General features: G+C 73.5%; 22 protein-coding genes. 9 read left to right on the forward strand and 13 right to left on the reverse strand.

The genetic code is table 11. The annotated features are described in order from the left end of the window. Positions 1–82 precede the first annotated feature (82 nt). The 6 genes from ABL57_RS02175 to groES all read right to left on the reverse strand — a co-directional run bounded on the left by ABL57_RS02175 (position 83) and on the right by groES (position 7,720). Positions 83–1,204, reverse strand: a complete 1,122-nt coding sequence (locus ABL57_RS02175; RefSeq protein WP_047801800.1) for a GuaB3 family IMP dehydrogenase-related protein — start codon at positions 1,202–1,204, stop codon at positions 83–85. Between the two features lie 34 nt (positions 1,205–1,238). Beyond that, positions 1,239–2,783, reverse strand: coding sequence for an IMP dehydrogenase (guaB, locus tag ABL57_RS02180; RefSeq protein WP_047801801.1), 1,545 nt, complete (start codon positions 2,781–2,783; stop codon positions 1,239–1,241). A gap of 72 nt (positions 2,784–2,855) precedes the next feature. Further along, positions 2,856–3,122: a hypothetical protein gene (locus ABL57_RS02185; RefSeq protein ID WP_047801802.1), complete on the reverse strand. Its 267-nt coding sequence runs from the start codon at positions 3,120–3,122 to the stop codon at positions 2,856–2,858. Between the two features lie 320 nt (positions 3,123–3,442). Further along, positions 3,443–5,521, reverse strand: a complete 2,079-nt coding sequence (locus ABL57_RS02190; RefSeq protein ID WP_047801803.1) for an acyltransferase family protein — start codon at positions 5,519–5,521, stop codon at positions 3,443–3,445. 153 nt (positions 5,522–5,674) lie between these two features. Continuing rightward, positions 5,675–7,276: a chaperonin GroEL gene (gene groL / locus ABL57_RS02195; protein ID WP_047801804.1), complete on the reverse strand. Its 1,602-nt coding sequence runs from the start codon at positions 7,274–7,276 to the stop codon at positions 5,675–5,677. Between the two features lie 147 nt (positions 7,277–7,423). Next, positions 7,424–7,720 carry a co-chaperone GroES gene (groES, locus tag ABL57_RS02200; protein ID WP_047801805.1) on the reverse strand — a complete coding sequence of 99 codons (297 nt, stop codon included), beginning with the start codon at positions 7,718–7,720 and terminating at the stop codon, positions 7,424–7,426. Positions 7,721–8,159: 439 nt separating this feature from the next. Between groES and ABL57_RS02205 the strand changes: the two genes are divergently transcribed. From ABL57_RS02205 to ABL57_RS02235, 7 genes are all read left to right on the forward strand, one after another. Continuing rightward, positions 8,160–9,149: a siderophore ABC transporter substrate-binding protein gene (locus tag ABL57_RS02205; RefSeq protein WP_047801806.1), complete on the forward strand. Its 990-nt coding sequence runs from the start codon at positions 8,160–8,162 to the stop codon at positions 9,147–9,149. A gap of 86 nt (positions 9,150–9,235) precedes the next feature. Continuing rightward, positions 9,236–10,234, forward strand: coding sequence for an ABC transporter permease (locus tag ABL57_RS02210; RefSeq protein ID WP_047801807.1), 999 nt, complete (start codon positions 9,236–9,238; stop codon positions 10,232–10,234). Between the two features lie 10 nt (positions 10,235–10,244). Continuing rightward, positions 10,245–11,294, forward strand: a complete 1,050-nt coding sequence (locus ABL57_RS02215) for an iron chelate uptake ABC transporter family permease subunit (RefSeq protein ID WP_047801825.1) — start codon at positions 10,245–10,247, stop codon at positions 11,292–11,294. Next, the gene (locus tag ABL57_RS02220; RefSeq protein ID WP_047801808.1) at positions 11,291–12,046 is read left to right on the forward strand and encodes an ABC transporter ATP-binding protein; all 756 of its coding nucleotides are present in this window, start codon (positions 11,291–11,293) and stop codon (positions 12,044–12,046) included. The genes ABL57_RS02215 and ABL57_RS02220 overlap by 4 nt, the downstream gene beginning before the upstream one ends. A gap of 52 nt (positions 12,047–12,098) precedes the next feature. Then, a complete protein-coding gene (locus tag ABL57_RS02225; protein WP_047801809.1) occupies positions 12,099–13,370 on the forward strand; it encodes a class I SAM-dependent methyltransferase in 1,272 nt (423 codons plus the stop codon). Positions 13,371–13,463: 93 nt separating this feature from the next. Next, positions 13,464–14,609, forward strand: coding sequence for a glutamate--cysteine ligase (locus tag ABL57_RS02230; protein ID WP_047801810.1), 1,146 nt, complete (start codon positions 13,464–13,466; stop codon positions 14,607–14,609). A gap of 53 nt (positions 14,610–14,662) precedes the next feature. Next, positions 14,663–15,640 (forward strand): 2-hydroxyacid dehydrogenase, encoded by a 978-nt coding sequence (locus tag ABL57_RS02235; protein ID WP_047801811.1) that lies wholly within the window; start codon positions 14,663–14,665, stop codon positions 15,638–15,640. A gap of 15 nt (positions 15,641–15,655) precedes the next feature. On the opposite strand, the gene tsaD is transcribed toward ABL57_RS02235, so the two are convergent. The 6 genes from tsaD to ABL57_RS02265 all read right to left on the reverse strand — a co-directional run bounded on the left by tsaD (position 15,656) and on the right by ABL57_RS02265 (position 20,163). Further along, positions 15,656–16,753, reverse strand: coding sequence for a tRNA (adenosine(37)-N6)-threonylcarbamoyltransferase complex transferase subunit TsaD (gene tsaD / locus ABL57_RS02240; protein ID WP_047801812.1), 1,098 nt, complete (start codon positions 16,751–16,753; stop codon positions 15,656–15,658). After that, positions 16,750–17,241 carry a ribosomal protein S18-alanine N-acetyltransferase gene (rimI, locus tag ABL57_RS02245; RefSeq protein WP_047801826.1) on the reverse strand — a complete coding sequence of 164 codons (492 nt, stop codon included), beginning with the start codon at positions 17,239–17,241 and terminating at the stop codon, positions 16,750–16,752. Before rimI ends, tsaD begins: the two co-directional genes overlap by 4 nt. Positions 17,242–17,279: 38 nt before the next feature. Further along, a complete protein-coding gene (tsaB, locus tag ABL57_RS02250) occupies positions 17,280–17,957 on the reverse strand; it encodes a tRNA (adenosine(37)-N6)-threonylcarbamoyltransferase complex dimerization subunit type 1 TsaB (RefSeq protein WP_047801813.1) in 678 nt (225 codons plus the stop codon). 9 nt (positions 17,958–17,966) lie between these two features. Beyond that, positions 17,967–18,560 carry a tRNA (adenosine(37)-N6)-threonylcarbamoyltransferase complex ATPase subunit type 1 TsaE gene (gene tsaE, locus ABL57_RS02255; protein ID WP_047801814.1) on the reverse strand — a complete coding sequence of 198 codons (594 nt, stop codon included), beginning with the start codon at positions 18,558–18,560 and terminating at the stop codon, positions 17,967–17,969. Next, positions 18,557–19,711, reverse strand: a complete 1,155-nt coding sequence (gene alr, locus ABL57_RS02260) for an alanine racemase (protein ID WP_047801827.1) — start codon at positions 19,709–19,711, stop codon at positions 18,557–18,559. The genes tsaE and alr overlap by 4 nt, the downstream gene beginning before the upstream one ends. A 185-nt stretch (positions 19,712–19,896) precedes the next feature. After that, on the reverse strand, positions 19,897–20,163 hold the full coding sequence (locus ABL57_RS02265) for a DUF1905 domain-containing protein (protein ID WP_047801815.1): 267 nt from the start codon (positions 20,161–20,163) through the stop codon (positions 19,897–19,899). 63 nt (positions 20,164–20,226) lie between these two features. On the opposite strand from ABL57_RS02265, the gene ABL57_RS02270 reads away from it, so the two are divergent. Together ABL57_RS02270 and ABL57_RS02275 are read left to right on the forward strand one after the other, a co-directional pair. Beyond that, on the forward strand, positions 20,227–21,513 hold the full coding sequence (locus tag ABL57_RS02270) for a glycosyltransferase (protein ID WP_047801816.1): 1,287 nt from the start codon (positions 20,227–20,229) through the stop codon (positions 21,511–21,513). After that, positions 21,510–22,277 carry a phosphatase gene (locus ABL57_RS02275; RefSeq protein WP_238985952.1) on the forward strand — a complete coding sequence of 256 codons (768 nt, stop codon included), beginning with the start codon at positions 21,510–21,512 and terminating at the stop codon, positions 22,275–22,277. Before ABL57_RS02270 ends, ABL57_RS02275 begins: the two co-directional genes overlap by 4 nt. A gap of 94 nt (positions 22,278–22,371) precedes the next feature. On the opposite strand, the gene ABL57_RS02280 is transcribed toward ABL57_RS02275, so the two are convergent. Next, positions 22,372–23,457: an inositol-3-phosphate synthase gene (locus tag ABL57_RS02280; RefSeq protein WP_047801817.1), complete on the reverse strand. Its 1,086-nt coding sequence runs from the start codon at positions 23,455–23,457 to the stop codon at positions 22,372–22,374. Between the last annotated feature and the right edge of the window lie 223 nt (positions 23,458–23,680).

Below are 23,680 nucleotides of genomic sequence, written 5' to 3' on the forward strand. Positions count from 1 at the left end.
TCGCCAATCCCCGCCCGCCCGTCCGGGACGTCGGCGCGGGCCCCGGTGCCGGGGCCCGCGCGGATCCCGGCGCGGGCGGGGCTCAGCCGCGGATGACCACCTCGGCGCGCTGGAACTCCTTGAGCTCCAGGTACCCGGTGGTGGCCATCGACCGGCGCAGCGCCCCCACGAGGTTGGAGGTGCCGTCCACGTGCCGGGAGGGGCCGAAGAGCACCTCCTGCAGCGGCCCGACCGTGCCCACCCGGGTGCGCAGCCCGCGCGGGAGCTGCCCGTGGTGCGCCTCCGCGCCCCAGTGCCAGCCCTGCCCCGGGGCCTCGGCCGTGCGGGCCAGGGCGGTGCCCAGCATCACGGCGTCGGCGCCCATCGCGAGGGCCTTGACGATGTCCCCGGAGACCCCCACGCCGCCGTCTGCGATGACGTGGACGTAGCGGCCGCCGGACTCGTCGAGGTAGTCCCGGCGGGCGGCGGCGACGTCGGAGATCGCCGTGGCCATGGCCGCGTGGATGCCCAGGGTGTTCTGGATCCGCATGGACGCGCCGCCGCCGAAGCCCACGAGCACCCCGGCGGCGCCCGTGCGCATGAGGTGCAGGGCGGGGGTGTAGCCGGCCGCGCCGCCCACGATGACCGGGACGTCGAGGTCGTAGATGAACTTCTTGAGGTCCAGGGGCTCCTGGTTGCGGGAGACGTGCTCCGCGGAGACCGTGGTCCCGCGGATCACGAAGACGTCCACCCCGGCGTCCAGGACGGTCCGGTAGTGCTCCACGGTGCGCTGCGGGGTGAGCGAGCCCGCCACGATCACTCCGGCCTCCCGGATCTGGGCGAGCCGGGCGGTGATCAGCTCGGGCTGCACCGGGGCCTCGTAGAGCTCCTGCATCCGGCGGGTCGCGGCCGGGGCGTCGTCGCCGGAGAGGTCCGCGATCTCGTCGAGCACCGGCTGCGGGTCCTCGTAGCGGGTCCACAGCCCCTCGAGGTCCAGCACGCCCAGTCCCCCGGCGCGGCCGAGGGCGATGGCCGTCTCCGGGGACGTGGCCGAGTCCATCGGTGCACCCAGGAAGGGGATCGAGAACCGGTAGGCGTCGATCTGCCAGTCCGTGGAGACGTCCCGGGGGTCGCGGGTGCGGCGGGAGGGGACGAGGGCGATCTCGTCGAGGGAGAAGGTGCGGCGGGCGCGTTTGGAGCGGCCGATCTCGATGTCGTAGCTCATGGTGTCCTTTCCGAACGGTGCAGCGGACCGCCGCTCAGCGCTGGTAGTTGGGTGCTTCGACGGTCATGGTGATGTCGTGCGGGTGGGACTCCTTGAGCCCGGCGGGGGTGATGCGCACGAACCGGCCCTTGTGCTTGAGCTCCTCCAGGCTGTGGGCGCCCACGTAGAACATGGTCTGGCGCAGGCCGCCGTCGAGCTGGTGCACCACGGCCGAGAGCGGGCCCCGGTAGGGCACCTGGCCCTCGATGCCCTCGGGGATGAGCTTCTCGTCGCTGGAGACGTCGGCCTGGAAGTAGCGGTCCTTCGAGTAGGAGGACTTCTTGCCGCGGGACTGCATGGCGCCCAGCGAGCCCATCCCCCGGTAGGTCTTGAACTGCTTGCCGTTGACGAAGATCAGCTCGCCCGGGGACTCGTCGCAGCCGGCGAGCAGGGAGCCGACCATCACGGAGTCCGCGCCGGCCACGAGGGCCTTGCCGATGTCCCCGGAGTACTGCAGGCCGCCGTCGGCGATCAGGGGCACGCCCGCCGGGATCGCGGCCTTGGCCGCCTCGTTGACGGCGGTCACCTGGGGCACCCCCACGCCGGCGATGATGCGGGTCGTGCAGATCGAGCCGGGGCCCACGCCGACTTTCACGGCGTCCGCGCCGGCGTCCACGATGGCCTGCGCGCCGTGCCGGGTGGCGGCCTGGCCGCCGATCACGTCCACGTGGGCGGCGGCGGGCTCCGCCTTGAGCCGGGCGACCATGTCGAGCACGCCCTGGGAGTGACCGTTGGCGGTGTCGATGAACAGCGCGTCCACCCCGGCCTCCACGAGGGCCATGGCGCGCTCGAAGCCGTCGCCGAAGAAGCCGACGGCGGCGCCGACGCGCAGGCGTCCCTCGTCGTCCTTCGTGGCGTGCGGGTACTGCTCGGCCTTGGTGAAGTCCTTGATGGTGATCAGGCCGGTGAGCCGGCCGGCGCCGTCGACGAGCGGGAGCTTCTCGATCTTGTTCGAGGCCAGCAGGGCGTGGGCGGCGTCCTTGGCCATCCCCACCTTGCCGGTGATCAGGGGCATGGGCGTCATGATCTCGTGCACCCGGCGCTTCGGGAAGTCGCTCTCCGGCAGGTAGCGGGTGTCCCGGTTGGTGATGATGCCCAGCAGCTTCTGCTCCGCGTCCACGACCGGCAGCCCGGAGACCCGGTAGTAGCCGCAGAGCCGGTCGAGCTCCTCGAGGGTCGCGTCCGGGGAGATGGTCACGGGGTCGGTGATCATGCCCGACTCGCTGCGCTTGACCCGGTCCACGTGCTCCGCCTGGTCCTCGATCGAGAGGTTGCGGTGGATCACGCCGAGACCGCCCTGGCGGGCCATCGCGATGGCCATCGGGGACTCGGTGACGGTGTCCATGGCGGCGGACAGCAACGGCACCTCCAGGGTGATGCGCCGGGACAGGCGGGTGCGCGTCGAGGCCTCCGAGGGGATGACGTCCGTGTTGCCGGGCAGCAGCAGGACGTCGTCGTAGGTCAGCCCGGTGAACCCGAACGGGTCCTCGGACAGGGCGGTGGGGACGGCGGTATCCGACACGGTGGGGCCTTTCAGCATCGAGGGAATCCCGACCATTCTACGGGCCCGCCGCCGCGCCGGACCCGGCCGGCGGCCGGGCTGTGCCCGGTCTCACGCCGCGGCGCCGGCGGCGACTCCGTCGGCGGCCGGGGACAGCAGCCGCTCTAACGCGTGCAGCCAGTACCGCCCGACCGCCAGCGGCCGGCTCGACACCAGCTTGCGCACGCAGGACAGGGTGAGGAAGAACGCCGAGATCAGCAGGAACACGTCCACCCCGCCGGAGACCCGCCCGAGGAACACGTGGTAGAGCACCACCAGCAGCACCGCCACGAACCGCAGCCCCTGCACCTCCGGGCGGAACCCCGCGTAGCGGGCCACCCCTCCACCGGGACCGCGCCTCCGCTGCGCGAGGTCCCGGTGGACGGTTGCGGAGCAGCGCCGTGCACGGTGGCCCCTGAGGCGCCTCCAAGGGCACCCACCCCGGCGCGGCCTCGGTGCGACACCGGGATGGGGGAACGAGGGGAGAGAGAACGATGGTGAAGCCGAGGGGCGGGGGAGAACGGGAGACGGGGCTGAGGCGCCCGTCGCGCCGCTGTCCCACGACCGGCGCCGCGCGGGGCACCTTCCCGGCTCGACGACATGTGCAGTATCCCTGGGCAACTCCCGCGACGCGTCCCGGCGCCGCGGCGGGGTGGTGCTCAGGGCACGAAGCCGGCCCTGCTCACGGCATCGTCCCACTCCTCCCGGAACGGGGCGATGGCCGTCCGGGCATAGACGTCGGTGACGTGGTTGCTGTCCCGATACACCCAGACGTTCCCCACCGCCGGAGGACAGTACCCCTCAGGACAGATCACGTCCGTCATGTCCAGGGAACCGAAACGTGGGATGTCCCGCTCCAGCTGCACGGCAGGACTCTCTGCCGGTCCGAGGGCACGGTCGAGCGGCCGGCCGCAGGAGAGGTCGTCCGCACCGGCCTGCAGGGCGCACTGGGTCTGGTCGGTGGGCCACCGCGGGTTGTCCCGAATCCCCAGCACCGTGATGCCCCGACCCGTCCAGTACTCGGTCTCCGCCCTGTAGCCGGTCATCAGTTCTTCATCGCCCTCGCCGATCCAGTCATAGGTGGCCTGGGTCAGCAGGATGTCGGGCGGGTTGTCCTCCACGAAAGTCCGTGTGCTCTCGTACCACTCCGCGCACTCCGCCTGGGGATTGGGGTGCTCCTCGGTGAAGAAACATCCGGGACGCGGAAAGGTGATGAGTGTCCAGTCCCGTTCCGCGGCCAGGATTTCGAGCGCGGGGATCCACTGCTCGACGTGGGAATTGCCGACGGCATAGACCACGGCACCTGCAGCATCGGAGTTCCGCACCACGTGGCAGCCGCTCGGGACAGGGTAGTGCCGGGTCCACTCCTCGGGACATCTCTCCCCCACGTCCTGCGGTCTCTCCGCCATCTCTTCGGCCAGCGGTAGCGTGGGCGCCTCCGGGTCGCCGCGGAACTCGAAGCCCGGCTGCAGCACGGCCGCCCCGGGGTTGTTGCGGGCGGCCTCCTCGGCGAGCACCGCGGCGCGCCGGGCGTCGGCCTGATGCCAGGCAAGCACGGGCACGGCCACCAGGGCGAGGCTCACGGCCACGGACACCGCCAGCCGCCGCTTGGACCGCTCCGGCCACGCCCAGCGCTGGAACGGGCGCTCCACCAGCTTCGTGGCCAGCACCGCGAGGACCAGGGAGACGAGGATGATCACCGCTCCCGACCGCGGCCCGGCCATGGGCCGGTCCCGCAGCACGAGGTAGGTGATGAGCAGGGGCCAGTGGATGAGGTACAGGGCGTAGGAGGCGTCCCCCAGCCGCACCAGCGGCTTCGAGGCCAGGACCCGGTCCAGCCCGAACGGGGAGCCCGAGCGCCCGGCCACGATGATGGCCGCCGCCGAGGCCAGCGGCCACAGGGCGATCCACCCCGGGAACGCCCCCTGCACATCCACCAGCACCCCCACCGAGACCATGCTCACCAGCCCCGCCCAGCCCAGCACCACCCGCACACCGCGCGAGGGCCGCAGGTACGGCAGGGCCAGGGCCAGCAGGGAGCCGAGGGCGAACTCCCACAACCGGGTGCGGGTGTCGAAGTAGGCGAAGGCCTGCTGGGTGGCGGTGGAGTGCACCGACCACGCCAGCGAGGCTGCGAAGATCAGCCCGAACATGCCCGCCAGCACCGGCACCGGCCGCCACCCCCGCCACCGGATCAGCAGCCACGCCGCCCCGAAGACCAGCGGCCACAGCAGGAACACCTGTCCCTGCACGGACAGCGACCAGAAGTGCTGGAACGGGGAGGCGGTGGAGTGGTCAGCGGCGTAGTAGTCCACCGCGTTCAGCGCCAGCGCCCAGTTCTCCACGTAGAACACCGAGGCCAGCCCCTCGGCCCGCCACCGGGCCACGTCGGCGTCGGGGTAGACGGCGGCCACCAGGACGAGGGTGCCCAGGATGGTGAGCACGGCCAGGGGCAGCAGCCGTTTGAACACGTGCAGCCAGTACCGCCCGATCGCCAGGGGCCGGCCGGCCTCCAGCTTGCGCACGAAGGACAGGGTGAGGAAGAAGGCGGAGATCAGCAGGAACACGTCCACCCCGCCGGAGACCCGCCCGAGGAACACGTGGTAGAGCACCACCAGCAGCACCGCCACGAACCGCAGCCCCTGCACCTCCGGGCGGAACCCGGAGTACCGGGCCACCCGCCCGACCGTGGACGCCCCGGCGCCGGGGGTCGCCTCATGCTCGCGAAGGCTGGTCATGGGCATCTCCTGGGAACACCGTGCCGCCATGGGGGGTGCGGCCGTGGTCGGGTGGACCCCCGCACTCTACCGGAGGCGGCCGGGCACGGGCGGCAACGGCGGACGGACCCGCCCCGCGGGAGCGGGACGGGTCCGTCGGGCGGGCGGTGCGGGTCAGTGCTGGTGGCCGTGCCCCGCGTCCTCGGCGGGCTTGTCCGCCACGAGGGTCTCCGTGGTGAGCACGAGCGCCGCGATGGACGCGGCGTTCTGCAGCGCCGAGCGGGTGACCTTGACCGGGTCGATGATGCCGGCCGCGACCATGTCGACGTACTCGCCGGCGGCGGCGTCGTAGCCGTGGCCGGGCTCCAGGTCGGCCACGCGGGAGACGACCACGGCGCCGTCCTGGCCGGCGTTCTGCGCGATCCAGTACAGCGGCTGGCGCAGCGCGCGGCGCACGATGCCGAGCGCGGTCGCCGCGTCGCCGGTGAGCCCGAGGTCGGACTCGTCGAGGACCTTCGCCGCGTGCACCAGGGCGGTGCCGCCGCCGGAGACGATGCCCTGCTCGAGGGCCGCGCGGGTCGAGGACACGGCGTCCTCGATGCGGTGCTTGCGCTCCTTGGCCTCGACCTCGGTGGCCGCGCCGACCTTGATCACGGAGACCCCGCCGGCGAGGCGGGCGAGCCGCTCCTGGAGCTTCTCCCGGTCCCACTCGGAGTCGGTGCGCTCCACCTCGGCGCGGATCGTGGCGACGCGCTCCTGGATCTGCTCCGGGGTCCCGCCACCGTCGACCACCGTGGTGGTGTTCTTGGTCACCGTGACGCGGCGGGCCGTGCCCAGCTGCTCCAGGGTCACCTGGTCGAGGCTGATGCCGAGCTCGGAGGTGATGAACTCGCCGCCGGTGAGCACCGCGAGGTCCTGCAGGATCGCCTTGCGGCGGTCGCCGAACCCGGGGGCCTTGAGCGCCACGACGTCGAGGGTGCCGCGCAGCTTGTTGACCACCAGGGTGGACAGGGCCTCGCCCTCGACGTCCTCCGCGATGATGGTCAGCGGCTTCTTGGCCTGGAGGACCTTCTCCAGCACCGGCATGAGCTCCTGCACGGAGGAGATCTTGCCCTGGTACAGCAGCACCAGGGAGTTCTCCATGACCGCTTCCTGGCGCTCGGCGTCGGTCACGAAGGACGGGGAGAGGTAGCCCTTGTCGAACTGCATGCCCTCGGTGACCTCGAGCTCCACCTCGGTGCTGGAGCCGTCCTCGACGGTGATGACACCGTCCTTGCCGACCGTCTCGAAGGCCTGGGCGATGAGCTCCCCGATGGTGGGGTCCTGGGCGGAGATGGTCGCCACGTGGGCGACGTTGACGCCCTCGACCGGGCGGGCGTTGTCCAGCAGGCGCTGCGCGACGGCCTCGACGGCCTTCTCGATGCCGCGCTTGAGGCTCAGGGGGTCCGCCCCGGCGGCCACGTTGCGCAGGCCCTCCTTGACGAGCGCCTGGGCCAGCACGGTGGCGGTGGTGGTGCCGTCGCCGGCGACGTCGTTGGTCTTGGTCGCCACCTCCTTGGCGAGCTGCGCGCCGAGGTTCTCGTAGGGCTCGTCGAGCTCGACCTCGCGGGCGATGGTCACGCCGTCGTTGGTGATCGTGGGGGCGCCCCACTTCTTGTCGAGCACCACGTTGCGCCCGCGGGGGCCGAGGGTGACCTTGACGGTGTCGGCGAGCTTGTTGACGCCGTTCTCGAGGGACTTGCGGGCGGCATCGTCGAATGCCAGCTGCTTGGCCATGGGCGAAGAGCTCCTTCTGGGTGGCTGGTGGTCCAGCGGGGTTCGGGAATTCGGGGACGACGAAGGGTGCCCGCCGCGGGCCCGCCGGGAAAGCGGGGCGCGCGGCGGGCACCCTTCGTCAGGACTGCGCGGTCTGCTGCGCCGGCTCTACTTCTCGACGACGGCGAGGACGTCGCGGGCCGGGAGCACCAGGTACTCCTCGCCGTTGTACTTGACCTCGGTCCCGCCGTACTTGGAGAAGATCACGACGTCGCCCTCCTTGACGTCGACCGGGATGCGGTTGCCGGAGTCGTCGACACGGCCGGGGCCCACGGCCAGGACCTTGCCCTCCTGGGGCTTCTCCTTGGCGGTGTCCGGGATGACGAGACCGGAAGCGGTGGTCTGCTCAGCGGCGAGCGGCTGAACGACGATGCGATCCTCGAGGGGCTTGATGGAGACCGACACGATCTCTCCTTCTCTGTAGGCGTGGAAAGCGGTGGGCGACCGCGGGCAGGGCCCGCCGTCGTGCTTCGGGCCGGTTGGCGCACCAACCGTCGTCGCGGTGCCGATCGATCGCCTGGCCCTTAGCACCCTCACCCGGAGAGTGCCAAGGCCGACTATAGAAGTCGCCTAGCAGTCGGTCAAGGCGAGTGCCAGCGCGGTGGAGCGGCCGGTCCCATACCGGTCGAATTAGGGCACGCCGATGTTCTCCAATGATTTGCCTCACCCGCCCGGAACACTCTAGGTTGAGCGGTAAGGCAAGCCTTACCTCGGCCGAGAACCGGTGCCGCCCCGACGTCCCGTGCACTGCACCGGGACGTCGCCACGTGCGGCGCCCCGCCGTGCGCCCCGCCGGGGGCGGCACGACGGGACCCGCACCCGAATCCCCGCACGAAGGACCACCATGAACCGCACCCAGTACCCGGCCGCCGTCCTGGCCGCCGTCAGCGCCCTCGCCCTCACCGCCTGCGGTGGATCCCAGGGCGGCGAGACGGCGTCCGCGGAGTCCTCCACCGCCTCCACGGTCGAGGTCGAGGACAACTACGGCACCCAGACCGTGAGCGCCCCGCCGGCGTCCGTGGTCGCCACCGACAACCGGACCTTCGAGACGCTGGCGGACTGGGGCATCGAGCTGGTGGCCGCCCCGCGCGCCCTCATGCCGGACACCATCGCCTACGCCGACGACGAGTCCGTCACCGACCTCGGCAACCACCGCGAGCCCGACCTCGAGGCCGTCGTCGCGGCGGACCCCGACCTCATCGTCAACGGTCAGCGCTTCGCGGACTACCGCGACGACTTCGCCGACCTCGTGCCGGACGCCGGCATCGTGGAGCTCGACCCCCGGGAGGACCAGCCCTTCGACGAGGAGCTGAAGCGGCAGACCTCGGTGCTGGGCGAGATCTTCGACCGGAGCGCGGAGGCCGAGGAGATCAACGGCGCCTTCGACGCGGCGATGCAGCGAGTCGTCGAGGAGTACCAGCCCGGGGACACGGTCATGGCCGTCACCGTCTCCGGCGGCGAGATCGGCTACATCGCCCCGGAGGTGGGGCGGACCCTGGGTCCGCTGTTCGAGATCTTCGACTTCGCCCCGGCCCTCGAGGTCGATGGGGCCACCGACGACCACCAGGGCGACGACATCTCGGTCGAGGCGATCGCGGACGCGAACCCCGACTGGATCCTCGTGATGGACCGTGACGCGGCCGTCAGCCCCGACGACGCCGAGTACACGCCGGCGCAGGAGGTCGTCGAGAACGCCGAAGCGCTGCGCAACGTCACCGCGGTGCGGGAGGACAACGTGGTGTACATGCCCAAGGACACGTACACCAACGAGGGCATCCAGACCTACACGGAGTTCTTCAACACCCTGGCCGACGCCATGGGCGAGCAGAACTGACCGACCGTGCGGACGACGGTGGTGGGGCCTCCGACGGCGGACACCACCACCGTCCCGCGCCGGGCACGAGGCCGGAGGAGAGGCTCATGACGACGACCACACCGGGACCCCCGGCCGGGAACGGCCCGGGGAGCAAGGGCGCGCTGTTCGACCGGAAGCTGCTCGCCGGCGCGCTGGGGGTCCTCGCGCTGCTGGCCGTGTCCCTCCTCACGGGGGTCTACGACGTGTTCGGCGCCGAGGGCGGCGGCGAGATGTTCGCCATCACCCGCGTCCCCCGCACCGTGGCCCTGGTGCTCGCCGGCGCCGCCATGGCGATGTCCGGGCTGGTGATGCAGCTGCTCACGCAGAACCGCTTCGTGGAGCCCACCACGACGGGCACCACCGAGTGGGCGGGGCTCGGCCTGCTCGTGGTCACGCTGCTGGTCCCCACGGCGAGCCTCCTCACCCGGATGGTCGGCGCCGTGGCCGCGGCCTTTCTCGGGACCATGATCTTCTTCCTCTTCCTGCGTCGGGTGTCCCTGCGCTCCTCGCTCATCGTCCCCATCGTCGGGATCATGCTGGGCGCGGTGGTCGGTTCCGTCTCGACGTTCCTGGCGCTGCAGACCGACATGCTGCAGAACCTGGGCGTCTGGTTCGCCGGCAGCTTCACCTCGGTCCTGCGGGGCCAGTACGAAGTGCTGTGGATCGTGCTGCTGGTCGTCGTCGCGGTGTTCCTCGTGGCGGACCGGCTCACCGTCGCCGGGCTCGGCGAGGACATCGCCACCAACGTCGGCCTGAACTACCACCGGACCGTCCTGCTCGGCACCGGGCTGATCGCGGTGGCCACCGGCGTGGTGACCGTCGTCGTCGGCAACCTGCCGTTCCTGGGCCTCATCGTCCCCAACATCGTCTCGATGGTCCGCGGCGACGACCTGCGCAGCAACCTGCCGTGGGTCTGCCTGCTGGGCATCGCCGTCGTGACGGTGTGCGACCTGATCGGGAGGATCGTCATCATGCCCTTCGAGATCCCGGTGTCCGTGATCCTCGGGATCGTCGGCGCCGTCGTGTTCGTCCACCTCCTCCTCAGGCAGCGTCGACGTGTCTGAGGCCGTGATCATGACACCCGCGACGACACCGGCCACAACACGGACGGCCCCCGCCGGCCGGCGCGGCGCCGGCGCCTTCCCCACGCCGCAGGCCCGGCGGCGGTACTGGGCGGTCGTGGCCGTGCTGGCCCTGGCGTCAGCGGGCTTCGCCTTCGGCCTGCTCGCCTGGGGCAACCCGATGCCGGTGGGCTCGGACGGCTTCTGGCGGATCGCGGAGCGCCGGGTCACCAGCGTCGTGATCATGGCGGTCGTGGCCTTCTGCCAGGCGATGGCCACCGTGGGATTCCAGACGGCCACGAACAACCGCATCATCACCCCGTCGATCATGGGCTTCGAGTCCCTCTACGTGGCGATCCAGACCTCCACGGTGTACGTCCTGGGCGCCGCCGGGATCCTCGTCCTGCAGGGCGTGCCGCAGTTCCTGCTGCAGGTCGCCCTCATGGTGGCTCTCTCCCTCACCCTCTACGGATGGCTGCTCTCCGGCCGGTACGGGAACCTGCAGGTCATGCTGCTCGTGGGCATCATCATCGGGGGCGGGCTCGGGTCGGTCTCGACGTTCATGCAGCGCCTGCTCTCCCCCAGCGACTTCGACGTGCTCTCCGCGCGGCTGTTCGGCTCCGTGACGAACGCCCACGCCGACTACCTTCCGGTGGCCATCCCCCTGTGCGCGCTGGCCGGCGGCGCCCTGTGGCTGAGCTGTGCCCGCCTCAACGTGGTCGCCCTCGGGCGGGACGTGTGCCTGAACCTGGGCCTGCGGCACCGGACCGAGGTCATGCGCACGCTCTTCCTCGTCTCCGTGCTGATGGCGGTCTCCACGGCGCTGGTCGGCCCCATGACGTTCCTGGGCTTCCTGGTGGCCACGCTCGCCTACCAGTTCGCCGACACCTACGACCACCGCCGCGTCTTCCCCGTGGCGGTCCTCACCGGGTTCCTCGTCCTCACGGGCGCCTACTTCGTGCTCCAGCACGTGTTCTACGCCCAGGGCGTGGTCTCGATCATCATCGAGCTGGTCGGCGGCTCCGTCTTCCTCTACGTCATCCTCCGAAAGGGCCGGCTGTGATCACCCTCACCAACGTGCGCAAGGACTACGGGAGCGAGGTCACCATCGGCCCCGTGGACCTGGAGATCCCCTCGGGCGGGATGACCGCCCTGGTCGGCCCCAACGGCGCGGGCAAGTCCACGCTCCTGACCATGATCGGGCGGCTGCTCGGCCTCGACGCCGGCACCATCGACATCGCCGGCTACGACGTGGCCCGCACCAAGTCCAAGGACCTCGCCCGGATCGTGTCCGTCCTGCGCCAGGAGAACCACTACGTCACCCGCCTCACGGTGCGGCAGCTGGTCGGCTTCGGGCGCTTCCCGCACAGCCACGGCCGGCTGACCACGGTGGACGAGGAGGTCGTCAGCACCTACATCGACTTCCTCGGGCTGCGGCCGCTGGAGCACCGCTACCTCGACCAGCTCTCGGGCGGGCAGCGCCAGCGCGCCTACGTGGCCATGGTGCTGGCCCAGGAGACCGACCACGTGCTGCTGGACGAGCCCCTGAACAACCTGGACATGCGCCACGCCGTGTCGATGATGCAGCACCTGCGGCGGGCCTGCGACGAGATGGGCCGCACCATCCTGATCGTCCTGCACGACATCAACTTCGCCAGCCACTACGCCGACCGGATCTGCGCCGTGAAGGACGGCCGGGTCGCCGAGTTCGGCGAGCCGCGGGAGATCATGGACGACGCCGTCCTCAGCCGCGTCTTCGAGACCCCGGTGACCGTCATCGACGGCCCGCGGGGCCGCCTCGCCGCGTTCTACTGACCGGCCGGTGCCCGGGCGCCGGGCCCGGTCCGGGGCCGGATAGGGTGGCCCCATGCGCGACGAGGCGACCGACATCGCACCCCTGCTCACCGACGAGGGGCGCCGGCTGCTCGCGCAGATCGGCCCCTACGACGCCGACGACGCCCTCGCGGCCGCGACCCGGCTGCGGGCCCAGGGGCACGACGCCGAGCTCGTCTCCGCGGTGCTCACCCAGGCGAGGCTGCGCACGCGGGCGAGCGCGAAGTTCGGGGACTTCGCCGAGCAGATGCTGTTCACCCGGGCCGGCCTCGAGCAGGCCACCCGGCTGCGCGTGGCCGCCCTGCACGCCCGCCGCTTCGCCGACGCCGGCCTCGCCCACGTGGCGGACCTCGGCTGCGGCATCGGCGCCGACGCCCTCGCCCTGGCCTCCCTGGACCGGCGGGTCACCGCGGTGGAGCTGGACGAGACCACGGCCGCGGTGGCCCTGCTCAACCTCCGCCCCTTCCCCGAGGCCACGGTGCTGCACGCCGACGCCGCGTCCCTGGACCTGGACGCACTGCCCGGCGGGCCGCCGGACGGGGTCTGGCTGGACCCGGCCCGGCGCGAGACGTCGTCGTCCGGGACCCGCCGGATCTTCGACCCCGAGGCGTTCTCCCCGCCGCTGTCCTTCGTCGAGGCGCTCGCCGCGCGGGGACTGCCCGTGGGCGTGAAGCTGGGCCCCGGCATCCCCCACGAGGCGGTGCCGGCCGGGTGCGAGGCGCAGTGGGTGTCCGACCGCGGGGACGTGGTCGAGGCCGTGCTGTGGTTCAACGCCGTGGCCCGGCCCGGGGTCCGGCGGGCGGCCCTCGTCCTCTCCGAGCACGGGTCCACGGAGCTCACCAGCCCGGAGGACCTCGACCCCGCCCACGCGGACGCGGTCGTGGGCCCGGTGGGGTCGTACCTGTACGAGCCGGACGGCGCGGTGATCCGCGCGGGCCTCGTCACCGACCTCGCCCGCCGGCTGGGCGCGCGGCTGATCCACCCGCGGATCGCCTACCTGAGCTCCGACGAGCTGGTCCGCACCCCCCTGGCCCGCGCCTACCGGGTGCGGGAGGTGCTCCCGCACACCGTCAAGGTGCTGAAGCGCTGGGTGCGGGAACACGAGGTCGGCACCCTCGAGATCAAGAAGCGGGGCACCGACGTCACGCCCGAGCAGCTGCGCCGCCAGCTCGCGCCGAAGGGCCCCGGCCGGGCCACCCTCGTGCTGACCCGCACGGGCCCGGCGCCGGTCCCGGACGGCGGGCCGGGGAGCGGGGCCCGCGCCGGGGAGCGGCGCGTCGTGCTCGTCGTCGAAACCGTAGACTGAGGGCTCCGCGGGCGAACGGCCCCGCACCCGACCGGGCGCGTCGGCCCGCACCCCGCGGGCCGACGCGCCCGCAGAGCACGGAGGACCTGCCGCGTGGAGATCTCGTTCGCCCGCTCCGACCAGTCGACGCTGGGCGTCGAGTGGGAAATCGCCCTGGTGGACGGCACCACGGGCGATCTCGTGCCCCGCGGCCGGGAGACGCTCGAGGCGGTCCTGGAGGCCCGTCCCGAGTGGGGCACCGACGGCGACCACCCGCAGCTCACCGGGGAGTTCCTGCTCAACACCGTCGAGATGGTCACCGGGGTGTGCCGCGACGTGGCCCACTCCACCGAGCAGCTGGCGTCCATGATGGACGAGATCCGCACGGTCACCGCCCCGCACGGCCTCGAGATCTTCGCCGCCGGCACCCACCCCTTCGCGCGCTGGCAGGACCAGCAGGTCACCGACAAGCAGCGCTACCACAAGCTCGTGGACCGGACCCAGTACTGGGGCCGGCAGATGGTCATCTACGGGGTGCACGTGCACGTGGGCCTGGACGCGCGGGCCAAGGCCCTGCCGGTGCTCGACGGGCTGCTGACCTACTACCCGCACCTGCTGGCCCTGTCCTCGAACTCCCCCTTCTGGGCCGGGGAGGACACCGGCTACGCGTCGCAGCGCTCCATGATCTTCCAGCAGCTCTCCACCGCCGGGCTGCCCCACCACTTCCCCTCCTGGGACGCCTACGAGCAGTGCATCGAGGACATGGTCTCCACCGGGATCATCGATGAGCTCAGCGAGGCGCGCTGGGACGTGCGCCCCGTGCCGCGGCTGGGCACCGACGAGGTGCGGTTCTGCGACGGGCTCTCGACCCTGTGGGAGGTCGGGGCGCTCACCGCCCTCACCCAGTGCCTCGCGGAGTCCCTGTCCCGCGACGTCGAGGACGGCCGGGAGCCGGCCCGGCTGCGGCCGTGGCACATCCAGGAGAACAAGTGGCGGGCCGCCCGCTACGGCCTGGACGCCGAGGTGATCACCGGCCCGCACAACACCGAGCGGGACCTGCGCGAGGACCTGATCGGCCTGCTCGACCGGCTCGAGCCCGTCGCCGCACGGCTGGGCTGCGCGCAGGAGCTCTCCGACGTGGAGCGGATCCTGCGGGAGGGCGCCGGCTACCAGCGCCAGCGGGCCGTGGCCCGCGCCCACGGAGGCGACCTGCGCGCGGTCGCCCTCGACATCGTGCGCCGCACCCGCGAGAACGACTGACCGTCCCGTCCGGCCGAGCCCGCACGGGCTCCCGTCCCCCACAGGTGGCAGACATGACCGAACAGACCCGACCGGGCGGCCCCGTGCCGCGGGGCCCCGTCCTGCAGATCGGCGCCCTGCACCCCCTGGTGGAGGACACCCTCACCGCCGAGCACTCGGCGCTGCGCCTGCCCGCGGATCCCGGCGACCGGGAGGACTTCCTGGACCGGCACGCCGGGGAGGTGCGCGTGGCGGTGTGCTCCGGGCGCACCGGCGTGGACCGGGAGCTGATGGGCCGCCTGCCCCGCCTCGAGGCCGTCGTGCACTTCGGCGTCGGCTACGACGGGACGGACGCCGCCGGGGCCGCCGCGCGCGGGATCCGGATGAGCAACACCCCCGACGTGCTCACCGACGCCGTGGCGGACACCGCCCTGGCCCTCTACCTCGACGTGCTGCGCCGGTTCTCGGCCGCCGACCGCTTCGTGCGCCGCGGGGCGTGGGAGACGACCGGCAACTACCCGCTGACCGTGCACGCCTCCGGCCGCCGCGTCGGGATCCTCGGCCTCGGCCGGATCGGCCGGGCCGTCGCCCACCGCCTCACCGCGCTCGGCTGCGAGATCCACTACCACAACCGCCGGCCGGTCCCCGGCGTCGAGCACCGCTACCACGGCTCCCCCGCGGAGCTCGCCGCGGCCGTCGACGCCCTGGTGGTCGCCGTGCCCGGAGGCCCGGACTCCGCCGCGCTGGTCGACGCCGCGGTCCTGGACGCCCTCGGCCCGCACGGCTTCCTGGTCAACGTCGCCCGCGGCGCGGTCGTGGACGAGACCGCGCTCGTCGCCGCCCTGGAGGAGGGACGGCTGGCCGGGGCCGGTCTCGACGTGTACCGGGCCGAGCCGCACGTGCCCGCCGCGCTGCGCCGGCTCGAGAACGTGGTGCTGCTGCCGCACGTGGGCAGCGCCACGGTGCAGACGCGCCGGGCGATGGCCGAGCTGACCCTGCGCAACCTGCGCAGCTGGCTCGCCGACGGCACCCTGGTCACGCCCGTGGACTGACGGGCGCGGCCCGGCTCAGACGGAGACGGTGGTCACGGGCAGGGAGGAGTCGGCGGCGAAGCCCAGGCCCGAGGGCTCACGGCCCTCGGCCACGACCCGGGCGGCGAGGGCCGCGACCATCGCCCCGTTGTCGGTGCACAGGGAGAGCTTGGGGACCACCAGCTCGATCCCGTGCGCGGCGCAGCGCTCGGCGGTGAGCTCCCGCAGCCGCGAGTTGGCGGCCACTCCCCCGCCCAGCAGCAGCGTGCCGAGCCCCTGCTCGGTGCACGCGAGGACCGCCTTGCGCGTGACGACGTCGGCCACGGCCTCCTGGAAGGACGCGGCGACGTCCGCGACCGGCACCGCCCGGCCCTCGGCCTCGTGCGCCTCGACCACGCGCGCCACCGCCGTCTTCAGCCCGGAGAAGGAGAAGTCGTAGCGGTGCGGGCCGGGCCGCTCGGCCGAGCCCAGGTACTTGCCCGCGGTCAGTCCGCGCGGGAAGCGGAAGGCCGTGGGGTCCCCGGACCGGGCGGCGGCGTCGATGGCCGGGCCGCCCGGGTACGCCAGCCCCAGGACCCGGGCCACCTTGTCGTAGGCCTCGCCGGCCGCGTCGTCGATCGTGCCCCCGAGCAGCCGCACGTCCCGGGAGAGGTCGTCGACGGCGAGGATCTCGGTGTGCCCGCCGGAGACCAGCAGCGCGCCGAGGTCCCGGGGCAGGCCGTCGTCGAAGCCGCCCCGGAAGCCCTCGATCCCCGAGTCCTCCAGCACGCCCACGCCGACGTGGGCCACGAGGTGGTTGACGGCGTACAGGGGCTTGCCGGTGGCCACGGCGAGCGCTTTCGCGGCGGCGACGCCCACCATCAGCGCCCCGGCCAGGCCCGGCCCGGAGGTCACGGCCAGGGCGTCGAGCTCGGCCAGGCCCACACCGGCCCGGTCCAGGGCCTCGCGCAGGGTGGGCACGAGGGCGTCGAGGTGGGCCCGGGAGGCGATCTCGGGGATCACGCCGCCGAAGCGCGCGTGCTCGTCCATCGAGGAGGACACGACGTTGGCGAGCAGGGTGCGCCCGCGCACGATCCCGACGCCGGTCTCGTCGCAGGAGGACTCGATGCCCAGCACCAGCGGTCCGTCGGTCATCGGTCGTCCTCCGTGGGGTGGGTCGGGCTCGGGGCGCCCGGGCGCGGGGCGCTCGGGGGCTCCGGGGCGGTGAGGTCCACGCGCATGATCAGCGCGTTGGTGCCGTCCCGGTAGTAGCGGGGCCGGGTGTGGATGTGCTCGTAGCCGAACCGGCGGTAGAGCCGCTGGGCGCGGGGGTTGTCGGCGCGGACCTCGAGCAGCACCTCGGTGGCGCCGAGCTCGCGGGCCTGCCCGTGCAGGGTGCGCAGCAGCGCCGAGCCGATCCCGCGGCCCTCGTGCTCGGGCAGCACCGCGATGGTCTGGACGTCGCCGACCGGGCGGATGCACATCAGTCCTGCGTAGCCGACGATCCGGTCGTCCTGCTCGGCCACCCAGTACCAGCACACGGGCTGGGCCAGCTCGGCGGAGAACATCTCCAGCGGCCAGGCGTCGGCCGGGAAGAGGTCCTGCTCCAGGGCGTGCACCACGGGGACGTCCTGGGCGGTCATCCGGCGCAGGGTCCAGGACGGCTGCGGGGCGGCGGCGCTCACGCGAGGGCCTTCTTCCGGGGGCCGGGGACCTTCGCGTCGGACTCGCGCAGGTACAGGGGGGTCGTGTCCGGGCCCGGTCCCTCGCCGCGGGCGCGCAGGCGCAGCGCGGCGAGACCCAGCGAGGACGCCGTGGGCTGGGCCCCGGCGAACGCGGGCACGGGCAGCGCCAGCCGCTCCGCCCAGATCCCCGCGCCGCGGCCGTAGGCCGGCAGCGCCGGGAGCTGCTCCGCGGCGGCGACCCCCGGTCCGGCGACCCGCCGCGGGCCGTCGGGGTCGAGGGCGTAGCGGGCCCAGTAGACCTCCTTGCGGCGGGCGTCGGTGAGCACGAGGAACTCCTCGTGGCCGGCCGCCCGGGCGTGCTCGGCGGCGTCCTGCGCCAGGGCCTCCAGGCTCATCAGTCCGTGCAGCGGCAGGTCCCAGGCGAAGGCGAGCGCCCGGGCGGTCGCGATCCCGGCCCGCAGCCCGGTGAAGGGGCCGGGTCCGGTGCCCACGAGCACGCCGTCGAGCCCGGCGCCGGTCAGGCCGTGCCCGTCCAGCAGGTCACGGACGGCGGGGGCCAGCACCTCGGCGTGGGAGCGGGTGTCGGGGCTGACGAAGGAGCCGGCGATCTCGCCCGCCCCGGTCACGAGCGCGGCGGAGGCGACGGCGGAGGAGTCCAGGCACAGGAGAAGCACCCGGCCATTCTAGTGCCCGCGCGCGGAGCTCTCCCCGGGCGGCTCCAGCGGCGGGGGCCCGCCCGCCCAGCGCGGGCCGATCCCCGTCAGCGTGATCCGGCGGGGCTCGGCGTCCTCCTCCTCCGTCCCGTCCGCCGCCGCGTCCTCCTGCCCGGGCTCGCCCGTGGCACCGCCGGCGGGCGCGGCGCCCACCGCGCGCTCGAGCACGATCTCCAGGCGGGAGTCGGCGAGGTGCTCGACCTTCCCGGCGCCCCACTCCACCACGGTGACGGCCGAGTCCACGGTGTCCTCGAGGTCGATGTCGTCGACCTCCCCCGCGCTGTCCAGCCGGTAGGCGTCGACGTGCACCAGGTCCGGGCCGCCGGGGCGGGGCCCGTCCGGGACGTTGGGGTGGCGCCGCACCAGCACGAACGTGGGCGAGATGATGCCGGGGCGCACCCCCAGACCCCGGCCCAGCCCCTGGGTGAAGGTGGTCTTGCCCGCACCGAGCTCGCCGGTGAGGACCAGCAGGTCCCCGGCGCGCAGCCGGGCGCCGAGCCGCTCGGCCAGGGCCTGGGTCCGCTCCGGGCGGTCCACGGTCAGGCTCAGGGTCCACTCGCTCATGCCCGCTCCTCCCCGTCGCTCGCCGCGCCGTCCACGTGCACCCGGGGCACGCGGGGCGAGACGCGGGTGACGATCTCGTAGTTGATGGTGCCGGCGGCGTCCGCCCAGGCCGACGCGGAGGGGTCGTCCCCGGCCCCGAACAGCACGGCGTCCGCGCCCAGCAGCCCGTGCTCGGGCGCGGACAGGCCGGGGGCGCCCAGGTCCACGACCAGCTGGTCCATCGCGACCCGGCCGACCTCCGGATAGGTGCGCCCCTGGATGCGCACCGGCCCGCCGGTCCCGGAGCGCGGCACGCCGTCGGCGTAGCCCAGCGGGATCAGCGCGAGGGTGGTCGGCCGCTCGGTCACGTAGCCCAGCCCGTAGGAGACGCCCTGCCCGGCGGGGACCTCCTTGACCGCGCTGACGGTGCTCCGCAGGGTCATGGCCGGCACCAGGCCGAGCTGCCGCGGGGTGCGGTCGGGGAGCGGGGAGAGCCCGTAGAGGCAGACGCCCACGCGGACCATGTCCAGGAGCATGTCCTCCGGGCGTTCGAGGCCGGCGGCCTGCAGCAGGCCCGGGGAGTTCGCGGCGTGCCGCAGCGCGGGCCGCAGCCCGGCGGCCCGCGCCGTGTCCACGGCCGCACGGAAGCGCTCGAGCTGCTCCCGGGTCTCGGGCCGGGAGGGCTCGTCGGCCACGGCGAGGTGGGTGAACACGCCGGTGACCCGCACGAGACCCTCGGCCTCGGCCTGCGCGGCGAGGCGCACGAGCTCGGGCCACCGTTCGGCCGTCGCGCCGTTGCGGCCCAGCCCGGTGTCGATCTTGAGATGGATCCGCGCCGGCCGGCCGAGCTCCCGGGCTGCCTCGGCGACCGGGCCGAGCTCCCACCCGCTGACGCCGAGCGCGACGTCCTGGGCGAGGGCGGCACGGAAGTCCGTGTCCACGGTGTGCAGCCACGCGAGCACCGGGGCGGTGATCCCCGCGGCGCGCAGGGCGAGGGCCTCGGCGACGTGGGCGACGCCCAGGGCGTGCGCGCCGGCCTCCAGGGCGGCGCGGGCCACGGGCACGGCCCCGTGGCCGTAGGCGTCCGCCTTGACCACGGCCATCAGCCGCGCGGGCCCGGCCAGGTCCCGGATCCTGCGCACGTTGGCGCGGACCGCGGCGAGATCGACCACGGCGCTGCGCTCGGGCCGGACCCCACCGGAGAAGGTCCCGGAACGGTCCCCGGGAAAACTCCCGGAGAGGTCCCCGGGAGAGGTCCGGGAGAGGGCACCGGGGGCGGCGGCGCCGGGCGGAGGGAACGGGACGGGCTCAGCACGGTTCACGGGTCCCATTCTCGCACCCGGGCGACCGCCCCCGCTCAGAGCCGGGAGGCGTCCACGACGACCTCGACGCTCACCACGTCCCCGTCGTCCTTGTCCCCGCGCACGCGCGCCGGCACGGCGAGCAGCCGGCCGGCCCGGGAGTCCCGCCGGACGCTGGTGGACCACGTCCTGCCGTCGACCGTGGCCGTCACCGGGACCCTGCCGAAGGGTCCGCGCACCTCGGGGGCGTGCTCCTCGGGCCCCGGCGCGAACACCCACGCGCCGGGGCCCGGATACCGCCGCAGGACCGCGTGGAAGACCATGGCCGGAGAGCACCTGCGGCGCCGACACGGGGCGGGGTCGGGGCCGGGGGCTACAGTGGAGCCGTGTCCGACGCTCCGCTGCACGTCCTGCTGATCAGCCTGCACACCAGTCCCCTCGAGCAACCGGGGTCCGGCGATGCGGGCGGGATGAACGTCTACGTGCGTCAGCTCGCCGGGGCGCTGGTGGACGCCGGGCACACCGTGGACATGGCCACCCTGGACCGGGACCCCGGCGCGCCGCGCACCGCGGGGATGCGGGCGTCCCGCATCCGCGCGGGTCTGCGGCTGCTCACGATCTCGCTGCCCGGGGCGGCCGGCGCCGTGAAGGAGGACCTGCCGGGACTGACCGGCGCCTTCGCCGAGGTGCTCCGCGCCGAGGCCCCCCGCCCGGACGTGGTGCACGCCCACTACTGGCTCTCCGGGGCCGTGGGCCGGGAGCTCGCCGACGAATGGCGCGTGCCCCTCGTGCTGACCCTGCACACCACGGCCCTGGGCAAGAACCTGCGGACCCGGGCCGACGAGGGTCTGGAGCCCGCCGCCCGCGCCGAGGCGGAGGCGGAGCTGATCGCACGGGCCGAGGCCACCGTGGTCAACACCCGCACCGAGGCCCTGCAGATGGTCGAGCTCTACGACGCCGATCCGGCGCGGCTGACCGTGATCACGCCCGGGGTCGACCTCTCCGCCTTCTCCCCGCCGGAGCCCGGCGGGAGCCGTCGGCACGGGCCCCGGCCCGGCTCCCCGGGCCGCCCGCTGCGGGTGCTCTTCGCCGGCCGGCTGCAGGCCCTCAAGGGCCCGCACGTGCTGGTGGACGCGCTCGCCCGGATCCGCGCGGACGCCCCCGGCGTGCCGGTCGAGCTGGAGATCGTGGGCGTGGGCACCCGCCGGTTCACGGCCGGGCTGCAGCAGCAGGTGCACGAGCTCGGGCTGGCGGACGCGGTGGGCTTCGCCCCGGCCCTGCCGGCCCCGCAGCTGGCGGAGCGGATGCGCCGCGCCGACGTGGTCGCCGTGCCCTCCTCCTCCGAGACGTTCGGCCTCGTGGCGCTGGAGGCCCAGGCCTGCGGCACGCCGGTGCTCGCCACGGACGTGGACGGGCTGCGCACCGCCGTGCTGGACGGGGTCACCGGGCGGCTGGTCCCCGACCGCGACCCCGCGTCGTGGGCGCACGCCCTCCTCGGGCTCGGTCGCGACCCGGAGACCCTGGCGCGCATGGGCGCCGCGGCGGCCCGCCGCGCCCGGGAGCACTCCTGGGAGCGCACCGCCCTGGCCACGGCCGAGGTCTACGCCCGGGTCCGGGACCGCGTGCGGGTACGCCACGGTAGCCGCCGGCGCGTGCCTACACTCGAACGGTGACGACTTCGTTCCTTCCCCCCGCCGACCTCGCCCGCCACCTCGACCGCCACCGTCTCACCGGAGCGGTGGCCACGCCCCGGGAGGCGAACCTGCGCAACATCCAGGGCTTCCTCGACGGCGACCAGCACCAGCACATGGGCGTGGTCCGCACCCGGGACTGGACCTACGACGAGGTCTTCGCGCTCATGCGTGACCGGGTCGGCATCTCGCCCGACCGGTCCCACGTCGAGGGCCAGGACACGATCTCCGCCGAGCTCGCCGTCGCCGCGCTGGAGCGCTACGCGCGCGTGCTCGGGGAGGTGGTCGCCGCCGGCGGGCGCGTGCTCTTCGCCACGGGGCACCCGGCCGGCCTGTTCCCCGTCTACGCGCAGCTGGCCCGCGTGGCCCGCCGGGCGGGCGCCCACGTCGTCCGGGTCCCGGACGGCTTCGCCTTCGAGGACGGCGACGTGCGCCAGATCGAGCACGTGGTGATGGTCGAGCAGTACGGGGGCCTGCGGCACACCCACTTCCCCGGGCCGATGTCCCTGACCCTGGAGAAGCTGCGCCGCGACGGGCAGAACCCGCCGGACCTGGTGGTCGCCGACCACGGCCTCGCCGGGGCGGCCGGCTCGCACGTGATTCCCGACGGCGCGGCGGACCCCGCGGACAATGTTGCGCAATGTGACCCACGTTGCACAGGGCAGGATGCCTGCCCGTTCCCCGGCTCTTTCCGGCGTCGAGGGCGCGAAGCCCACCGGCCCAGGAAGGCGGCGTCGACGGCATGAGCGGATCCACGCCGACGGAGCTCGAGGAGTACCTCATGTCACCGGTGCGGCGGTGCTCCGCGGGGTGATCCGCGGCCCCGGGTGGGGCGCTGCTTCAGCGTTCGAGGTCGCCGCGGATGAAGGCCTCCAGGTTCGCCCGGGCGGTGTCGTCGGCCTGCTGCTCGGGCGGGGACTTCATGAAGTACGCCGCCGCCGAGGTCAGCGGCCCGCCGATCCCGCGGTCCAGCCCGATCTTCGCCGCCCGGATCGCGTCGATGATCACCCCGGCCGAGTTCGGGGAGTCCCACACCTCCAGCTTGTACTCCAAGGAGATCGGGGCGTCCCCGAACCCGTGACCCTCCAGACGCACGAAGGCGAACTTCCGGTCGTTGAGCCACGGCACGTGGTCCGAGGGCCCGATGTGCACCTCCTCGGTGCCGAACTCCCGCACCACGTTGGAGGTCACCGCCTGGGTCTTGGAGATCTTCTTCGACTCCAACCGGGTGCGCTCGAGCATGTTCATGAAGTCCATGTTCCCGCCCACATTGAGCTGATACGTCCGGTCCAGCACGTACCCGCGGTCCTCGAAGAGCTTGGCCAGCACCCGGTGGGTGATCGTCGCCCCGATCTGGGACTTGATGTCATCGCCCACGATCGGCACCCCCGCGGCGGCGAACTTCTGCGCCCACTCCTCGGTGGAGGCGATGAACACCGGCAGCGCGTTGACGAAGGCCACCCCCGCGTCCAGGGCCGCCTGGGCGTAGAACCGGTCGGCGGCCTCCGAGCCCACCGGCAGATAGGACACCAGCACATCCACCTGCGCCTCCCGCAGCGCGGCGGCGACATCGACCGGCTCGGCCGCCGACTCCTGGATCATCTCCCGGTAATAGGCCCCCAACCCGTCCAGGGTCGGCCCGCGCTGGACGGTCACCCCGGTGTGCGGCACCGAGGCGAAGGCCAGCGTGTTGTTCCGCCCGGCGCCGATCGCCTCGCACAGATCCACCCCCACCTTCGCCGCGTCCACGTCGAAGGCGGCCACGAACTGCACATCGGAGACGTGATAGTCCCCGAACACCACGTGCATCAGCCCCGGCACGGTCTGCCCCGGGTCGGCATCGGCGTAGAAGTGCACGCCCTGGATCAAGGACGAGGCGCAGTTGCCGACACCGGCCACCGCCACTCGGATCGGATGATGAGACACGATTCTCCTTCGTCGTGGGGCCGGACGCAGCCGCCGTGGCGGGGTGCGGCCGACCCCTCGGGGGTGAGGGGTGAGGGGCGGGTGACGTGGTGGTCCCCGCTGGGGTGCCGGCACGGGTCGCGCCGGCACCCGGGCGTCAGGGGCAGCGGTCGATCCACTCCTGCAGGTGAGGGGCCTCGGCGCGGATGTGGTCGTCGTGGCTGTGGGTCACAAGGGCGGCTCG

Origin of the sequence: Kocuria sp. SM24M-10, assembly GCF_001027955.1 — a bacterium.
Lineage (GTDB): Bacteria > Actinomycetota > Actinomycetes > Actinomycetales > Micrococcaceae > Kocuria > Kocuria oceani.

Bases quoted from the DNA above. Each gene is read 5' to 3' on its own strand.
- ABL57_RS02175 (WP_047801800.1), bottom strand. From the start codon at position 1,204: ATGAGCTACGACATCGAGATCGGCCGCTCCAAACGCGCCCGCCGCACC.
- guaB (WP_047801801.1), bottom strand. From the start codon at position 2,783: ATGCTGAAAGGCCCCACCGTGTCGGATACCGCCGTCCCCACCGCCCTG.
- ABL57_RS02190 (WP_047801803.1), bottom strand. From the start codon at position 5,521: ATGACCAGCCTTCGCGAGCATGAGGCGACCCCCGGCGCCGGGGCGTCC.
- groL (WP_047801804.1), bottom strand. From the start codon at position 7,276: ATGGCCAAGCAGCTGGCATTCGACGATGCCGCCCGCAAGTCCCTCGAG.
- ABL57_RS02205 (WP_047801806.1), top strand. From the start codon at position 8,160: ATGAACCGCACCCAGTACCCGGCCGCCGTCCTGGCCGCCGTCAGCGCC.
- ABL57_RS02210 (WP_047801807.1), top strand. From the start codon at position 9,236: ATGACGACGACCACACCGGGACCCCCGGCCGGGAACGGCCCGGGGAGC.
- ABL57_RS02215 (WP_047801825.1), top strand. From the start codon at position 10,245: ATGACACCCGCGACGACACCGGCCACAACACGGACGGCCCCCGCCGGC.
- ABL57_RS02225 (WP_047801809.1), top strand. From the start codon at position 12,099: ATGCGCGACGAGGCGACCGACATCGCACCCCTGCTCACCGACGAGGGG.
- ABL57_RS02235 (WP_047801811.1), top strand. From the start codon at position 14,663: ATGACCGAACAGACCCGACCGGGCGGCCCCGTGCCGCGGGGCCCCGTC.
- tsaD (WP_047801812.1), bottom strand. From the start codon at position 16,753: ATGACCGACGGACCGCTGGTGCTGGGCATCGAGTCCTCCTGCGACGAG.
- rimI (WP_047801826.1), bottom strand. From the start codon at position 17,241: ATGACCGCCCAGGACGTCCCCGTGGTGCACGCCCTGGAGCAGGACCTC.
- tsaE (WP_047801814.1), bottom strand. From the start codon at position 18,560: ATGAGCGAGTGGACCCTGAGCCTGACCGTGGACCGCCCGGAGCGGACC.
- ABL57_RS02265 (WP_047801815.1), bottom strand. From the start codon at position 20,163: ATGGTCTTCCACGCGGTCCTGCGGCGGTATCCGGGCCCCGGCGCGTGG.